This window comes from Candidatus Magnetaquiglobus sp. (assembly GCF_058402785.1).
Map to the genome: position 1 here is coordinate 1 of NZ_JBZVFG010000083.1, position 7206 is coordinate 7206.

General features: G+C 57.2%; 3 protein-coding genes. All 3 read right to left on the reverse strand.

The genetic code is table 11. The features are described from left to right. Nucleotides 1-622 precede the first annotated feature (622 nt). From ACV4UY_RS16245 to ACV4UY_RS16255, 3 genes are read right to left on the reverse strand one after another with little or no spacing between them, the layout of a single operon-like run. Nucleotides 623-2875: a DEAD/DEAH box helicase gene (locus ACV4UY_RS16245; protein WP_491608601.1), complete on the reverse strand. Its 2253-nt coding sequence runs from the start codon at nucleotides 2873-2875 to the stop codon at nucleotides 623-625. Next, complete coding sequence (locus tag ACV4UY_RS16250; protein ID WP_491608602.1) at nucleotides 2850-4154, reverse strand: ATP-binding protein; 1305 nt, start codon at nucleotides 4152-4154, stop codon at nucleotides 2850-2852. The genes ACV4UY_RS16245 and ACV4UY_RS16250 overlap by 26 nt, the downstream gene beginning before the upstream one ends. Further along, on the reverse strand, nucleotides 4151-6772 hold the full coding sequence (locus tag ACV4UY_RS16255) for a tellurite resistance TerB family protein (protein WP_491608603.1): 2622 nt from the start codon (nucleotides 6770-6772) through the stop codon (nucleotides 4151-4153). The genes ACV4UY_RS16250 and ACV4UY_RS16255 overlap by 4 nt, the downstream gene beginning before the upstream one ends. Nucleotides 6773-7206 lie beyond the last annotated feature (434 nt).

Below are 7206 nucleotides of genomic sequence, written 5' to 3' on the forward strand. Positions count from 1 at the left end.
AAACACCATGGACGATTCCCGGAAATGTCAAACTGCTACTGTCACCCCGGCAGATCCGGGGGTTTACCTGTTTTAATTATCATAATAATAGTTATAATTCAAAACGCTTACACCCTCCTCAAACCAGTCAGTCGCCATCCACTGCGAACACTCACTTCTCTATCCCCGCCCTGCCCCTGCCAAGTGGCGTGCCGCTGATTGCCAGCGGCACCACCGTTCCACCCAGAATTTCAAGCGCCTCCATTGGCGGGCGGTCGGACTGCTGAAAACACTGTTCAAAAAGCTCTAGAGTTTCAATCGCCTCAATTGGCGTAGGTAGTCCGAACCAACAATCTGTGGCACGACATAATCGGCAACAGGTCTAAATCGCCACCATTGGCGCGAGCGGCCCAAACGCACATGCCTTACCAGAGCAGTGCATGGGGCTAATGTTTCAATCGCCTCAATTGGCGTGGTCAATCTGGGTTTGGAAAGATGGTACCTGGAAAAATGGGGTTCAATCGCCTCAATTGGCGTGATCAATCCAAACCAAAAAGGTGATATTTGTGTTAGAACTGATATGTTTCAATCACCTCAACTGGCGCAGCCACTCCGAACGCCAAAACCCAACTACCGACCCGGATTATGCCATCTCCCCCGCATCCAAACAAGTTTCATTGCGCACGATCGACTCCGCCACCGCACGGGCACCCACCAGGTCCAAATGAATCGAAGCGAACGATTGTCTCAGCAATGTCTCGGGCAGCGCCCAATCCCACTTTTCCTGAAGCAGGTTTTTGACATCCGCCAGCAAAACGCAGGGATCCATCTCGACCTGCTGACTGATACGCCGCAATTCATCCATGACCGGGCGCGCATCGACATTTGAAATCTGCACCGTGAGCCCGGTATTGATGGCCTGGAATCCCTGTTTCTTCAACAAGAGCGCCAACGCATCGTTGCTCCGGTCCCCGCGCCAGGTCAAAAGCGCCACCCCGTTCCCCGTGGGAATGCACAGGCGACGGGCCAATCCGGCCTCAAGATAGTAGCGGCGCGCCTCCCGCAAGAGCCCCCTGGCCATCGAGTCCAGGAAAGGAACTGCCTCAGCCTCCGACAGAACCAGCCGCATCTCCTCCCGCACCCGATCATGCACCTTGCCGGAGCCGCCGCCGAACGCGGGCGGCGTACCTCCCGAGCCACGCTTCACGGTGATCAGCTTCTTGTCCACATCCACATCCAGCACCACCCATCGGCGCCCGGCAAAGACAATGAACTGTCCGACCACCAGTGGACGATGGATCGGCAGCGCCCCCAGGGAGCGTCCCTGACAGACGAGACGGAACTCCTCATCGCTCTGGAACGCGCTGTAGAACGAATAGTGGTTGACCATCTTCTCCCCCTGGAGGCCGTGCAGCAACACGCCCGCTCCATCTTGAGTCAGAAGATCGCATCTCGCGAGATGTCGCAGCAACTCCAGGAACTCCAACCGTGTCAAGTTGCCAAATGTGCCATCTCCCGTCAGGGTGTTCCACAACTGCCCGGCTGTCGCGCCTCCCCGCTCGGCAATCACCGACAGGATCTGTTGCACCAAGGTCGAAGCATGGAGTCCCTGGACCAAGGGTGGTTCAAACCAGCGCGCCAACAGTAGACGAAGCATGGCGATGGTCTGCACCAAGCCCTCACGGAGCAGATCGGAGAGGTCTGAATGGGCGGTACATGCCGATTCCATGGCATAACAACGCAGAATCGAGGCTTCTCCAGCACGGCGACCCGAACGCCCCATCCGTTGTCGCAGACTGGCCACCGATGGGGGCGGCCCAATCTGCGCAACGCTTTGCACGCTCCCGATGTCGATGCCCAGCTCCAACGTTGTGGTACAGATCGCAGTCGCCGGACGATCCCCACGTTTCAAGGCGACTTCGGTCTCCTCGCGAATCTCCCGGGACAGACTCCCGTGATGTGGCCAGAACTCATTGGGTATCCCCTCCCGATCACAACAGCGGCGCAGCAGATCGGCCAACAGCTCTACCCGGTTGCGACTGTTGGGAAAGATCAGATTGTTCGATCCACGCAGTTTTCTGAACAAATCCGCACCGATATCCAGCAGGCCACCGCTCACCAGATCCTCGATTTGCGACTCTTGGAGCACGGTCTGATCGTCACCCTCCGGGGAACGATCGATCACCCCTTTGACCAACAGTTGCAACTCCCCACTTTGGGCCGGATCCAGGATCAACCGCACCTCGGCTCCCTTGCCAGGACGCAAGAACTCCGCAGCCAGGCTCATATCCCCCAAGGTCGCCGACAGTCCCACCCGAGGCAAAGGGCGACCAGCCACCAACTCCAGGCGTCGCAACAGCGATTGCAACTGCTTGCCGCGCTCGGTGCCGATGAAGGCATGCAACTCATCGACGACCAGATAGTCTAGGTTTGCAGCCAGGGTTGACAGCCAACTGCCCCGAGTCACGCAGATCGCTTCCAGGGATTCGGGCGTGATCAACAACACCCCATGAGGTTTCTGAATGAAGGCGTTTTTGATTCGGGAGGAGATATCCCCATGCCAGGGGATCACCGGGATATCGACGCATTGGCACAAATCGACCAGCCGGCCCCATTGATCGTTGATGAGCGCCTTGAGTGGACTGACATACACCACCGCCCGCGGCTGTGGTTGGGCGCTCAACAGACGGTTGAGGATCGGAAAGAAAGCCGCTTCGGTTTTGCCGGATGCGGTCGCTGCGGCGAGAATGACATCCTGTTTGGCCTGGTCGATGACCGGAATGGCCTCTTCCTGGACATGACGCAGCTCGTCCCACCCTTGGTTCCAGATCCAACGTTGAATGCGCGTGTCGAGCAACTCGAAAGAGCGGCTAGAGCCGGAAGCTGACCAACTCATCCTCGTCCTCACCCTCGTCCGGCATGTCAGCCACTGCCCCGTGATCTTGCATCACCTGCACCGCCTCGAGGAGCGATCTCCACGCCACGCCCGGATTCTGTTCCAGGGTGGCGAGCAGATCGATGAATGCGCGGATGGTGCTGCGCGGCGTACGAAAATAGGCATCCCCCAACCGTCTGGCACAGTGATCCAGAAACGCTTGCAACCCCTCATCAGGCAGCAGATAGCGTTCCGGATGGCCGGAGGCATACACATGACGCAGGTTTCCGAGCAGGACGAACAGCTCTTCCGGTGTCAGACTCGTCAGGCGAATGATCGGCCCCGACAGATCGACCAAGCCGTTCTTGACAAACCGGTTTTCCGCCAGCCTGGATTGAAGCGCCTCGTAGCTGTACAACCCCCGGCGGGTATCCAGAAGAAACTCCGGCGTTCCGCCCAGCAGAAAACCAACCCCCTCGGCGTAGCCTTGCAAGGAGTCGTTCAGAATGCGCAGAATCTGCTCGTAGTTGCCGTTTCTCGCCTGGGTATTGGCCAATTTGTACAGGTTGACCAGCTCATCCAGACAGACCAGAAGGCCCGAGAACCCCGCCAGGCGCACGAAACGTCCCATCAGCTTGATCTGATCATAAACGGTGGCATCGTCCACGATGGTGCGCACACCCAGTGCGTTCCGGGCATCGGTGCGCGTACTGAATTCACCACGCAACCAGCGCAAAGCATGGGATTGCAGCGTTGTGTCATTCGTGTCGTATCCACGGCAGTAGGCAGCGATCACCTCGGCAAAATCATAGCCGTTGACCAGTTCCGTCAACGGGAGCAAACGGCTGCGAATTAATCCCTCCGCGCTTGTACCCTCTCCCTTGGCATCGGTTTTGGCCTGGGCAATGAATTTTTCGATCACTCCCTGCAGGGCATTGCCTTCCGGCTTGGTACGCGTGGCCAAATTGCGGGTCAACTCCTGGTAGAGTGATCGTGTCTGACCTCCGCTGGCATGCAGACGCCGATCCGGATTGAGATCGGCCTGCATGGTGACCAAGCGCTTTTCCAAGGCGATCGAACGGATCAAATTCAAGAAAAAGGTCTTGCCCGCGCCATACTCGCCGATCACGATCCGGAAACTCGATCCGCCGTCATGAATCCGTTCGATATCCCGCAACAGCGCCTCAACCTCCCGCTTGCGTCCCACCTGAATCAGATGTTGCCCGGTTCGTGGGACAACTCCCGCTCGCAGTGCGTTGATTACCGCATCCCGATCCTTGATGCGCATGGTGGTGCTCATGCAGACAATTTCTCCAGCAGGGGTTGATGTTGCAGGATCTCCACCGGATCCTCACCTTCGTAGAGATCCAGCTCAAAACGTTGCAGAATGACATCGTTCAGCAGTTCCAGGGTGCCGTCGAGCATCAACGCCATGTCGGCTGCCAGATCGCTTAACTCCTGGCGTGACCAGGTGGGACGCATCACCAGTTGACGCAAGAATGCCGCATGCTCCGGACTCAATCCAAACAGAGGCTGTTCGACCGGTTCAGGCTCGGGTGTGGACGCTGGATGGGACACGGGTCGAACTTCGGCATTTTCCCCGGCGAACAGTTCCGCCAACAGCGTGGTGACCGATTCGGTCTCCTGTCGCAGTTGGGCAATCCGCGCAAAATCGAGCCGAACACCGGATGGATCGGTCTCTTGCTGAATCGACTGACGCGCATCGGCCGGATTCTCATGCGATGGATCCAACTCCAGGGATCCATCCCGAGCTGCGGGTATGGCGCCCTCCGCTGGCACGCTGTAAGCGGATCTCTTTTTGGAAATACGTTGCGCACTCACCCCGTGCAGATCGTCATAAAGCATCTGCACATCGAGCTGCAACGCCTGGTAGATGCGCTCAAGTTGCTTGACCTCACCGGACGTGATGATTCCATCGGCCTCGGCCAGATGCGCCAGAAACTTCGCCACCGTATGCCGGGCATCGATCGGCATCGGCAGACAGCGCCTTTTCAGGGTCGCCAGCTTCGGGGGCTGCACCAGAGACAAGCGCATATGCGCCTTGAGTCGTTGCCGTTGTCCCGGATGCAAATGGGCCCAGGAGTCGATCTGCTCCGTGAGACGTGTCAGAGTCGGAGGAGCGAGTCGTTCGATGTCATCCGCCAACGCCACCAGACAGGCCAATTCCACGGTCGTGACACCAGCCAGATAGGTCGGGGTGTTCCAGGGGATATCTTCATCCGCTTCGGCTTGAAAAAGGACCACGTACTCATCCGGCTTGAACCGTTTCCGCCCCTTCTCGCAATCCGGGTGCATGCCGATCCGGTGAGCCCCTAAAACCGCGGCCAACCCGGTGATCAACTCCCGTGACAGATTGGCCGAACATTGAAAACGCTCCATCAGCGCGTCAAAACGGAAGACCTGTAATTCGTGTTGCGTCTGCTCCTGAAGGGTGAGCAACTCAGCCACAAGCTCGGCTGGCCAACAGGTCAGAGGCAGCAACAGGCATGCCTCATGCGTATTCTCCAGCTCCGGATGGCGCCCGATGAAGCGGCTGTAAGGCTCCAACAGGCTGGCACAGTGATCGATCAACTCTTGAAGCTTGGCCTGGGGCGCGGATTGCGCCGCAATTTCCGGGATCTGGTCCAGTTGCCGTTTGAATTCCATCCCAGCCAATTTGCCCGAAGCTGCCCGGTAGGCGATCGTGAGCCTGGTCTGATTGGCGCGCAATCGCATACCGGAGCCAAACCATTCGATATATTTTACCTGAAAGAGCGTCGCGAATGGCGCCTTGCACCGTTTGACCGGCGTGCGCAGTACCCGGTTCGGATCGGACAGAACCCAGGCAAGCGCCCAGGCAGCCGGCAGGGGCTGCCGGTCCACGGCCAGTTGACCCAGCGCGATGCGCAGTCGCATCGGAAGCGGAAAGGAGCGCTCTGCTGCCGGTGGAGGCGCCAGATAGCTCGCCGGTTCAATGCGCACCGATTCGAGGTAAGCCAGGAGTTCCGTGGCATAGTTCCGGAACGAGTGATTCGTCCCATATATCGCCAGAAGCCTCCGGATCTCTTGGGCAATCGGTGTGATCTCTGTCTGTGCACTCGGATCGTCCGCCACATCGGTCAACACCCGGCGTTCCAATCCGTAATAAAACAAAAAGAGATAACCGATGTCGATCTCCTGCGCGTGACGACCTCCGGCCAACCATTCCAGATAGGCCCGACGCGCATCCGGTGTGAGCTGCGCGTAATCCGGCCAGTACGAGGTCAATTTCAGAGCGGGATCGATGGGATGCTGGGTCACCTCAAGCGAGGGATCGATCAACGACGGGTCATCACGTCTGTAGCGGTCCGCGGGGCTTCCGACATACAGCATTCCCCCTGGCAGCATGAAGCCAGCCACCATGACCAACTTTCCAGGCGGAATCCAACGTGTTTGGATAGGGTCTCGGAGCGATGGCGGGGGCGGTGGAATCCGGTGGCTGGTCTCACGGTTGCCGAGTCGGACCGTCACGAACGGCTCATTGCGTGTCGGTTGCACCGCATCACCCCCCATTGCGGAATCAATGGAAGGCGTGACGGTTAACGCAATCGAGGGTTGGGGAGTGGGTCGTTGCGGGGTGTGTCGCGGAACTGAAATCACCTCTGTTTCGCTTGACCCAGTTCCGTCCAGCGTGGGCTCTGGCATGGAGGGCACGGACTTGGCGTCGGAGAGTAATGGTTTGGATTGTTGGGTCAGCTTGCGAACCAGCCAGTAAACGACCAGCACCAGCAATAGCGCGGCACGCCACGAATCCGATAAGAACAAGAATAAACCACCTGCCACCAGGAGTTCCACCCACCATCCATTGCCAGCCAACATGACGGCAAAGATCGTGATGGCAGGCCACCAGCCCATGCCGGATGATTCATGATAGGCCATTCGTCATTCCAAAAATGATTGAGATTTGCATTATCAATAGTTATGCAAGAAGCACCAATACGAACAAGAGATACCATATTTTGCGTTGATGTCAAACAGGTATTCAGACGACGCAAAGATCCGAATTATAATCTTAATTATAAATTTTTTCTGCAAACGATCAGACACTATGCTTGAATTGTCAAAAAATACAAGCAAAACCGATACCTTGTTCGAGTTATATCAGTTAAACTTAATTTTGGACGACCCGCATAAAATCCGCCGATATGACAGATTGGTTGTGATTGCCAGGGCCTTGTGATTGAGATACTAATCCGTGCATTGATTGCCGGACATGTGGTATACTGTCCGCATGGACAGACGTGATGGGCGCACCTTAAACCGCAAAGCCCTGGAGGACATCCGAATCCAAGCGGTTCGTCAGGTTGAAGCCG